Source organism: Hafnia paralvei ATCC 29927, from assembly GCF_001655005.1.
Taxonomy (GTDB): Bacteria; Pseudomonadota; Gammaproteobacteria; order Enterobacterales; family Enterobacteriaceae; genus Hafnia; species Hafnia paralvei.
The window spans coordinates 1-238 of the sequence record NZ_LXET01000083.1; the positions used below are offsets into that span (position 1 = coordinate 1).

Genomic DNA, 238 nt, shown 5'->3' on the forward strand with positions numbered 1-238 from the left:
TATCTTAAACACGACTTAATCAAGTCATCTTTAAGATATTCAGGTGATAATGTCTTTCACTCATTATCGGAATGGCGTCCCCAAGGGGATTCGAACCCCTGTTACAGCCGTGAAAGGGCAGTGTCCTAGGCCTCTAGACGATGGGGACACGAAAATACCGACAAAGCTTACACTTTCTCGTTTCGTATCAGCATGAGTCTTAAAACTCACAACATCAACAGGTGCTCTTGCTCATTAA

General features: G+C 43.3%; 1 tRNA gene. It reads right to left on the minus strand.

Annotated features, from left to right (window positions below):
* Positions 1-72: 72 nt before the first annotated feature.
* Positions 73-148, minus strand: a tRNA-Glu gene (locus M988_RS22180).
* Positions 149-238 lie beyond the last annotated feature (90 nt).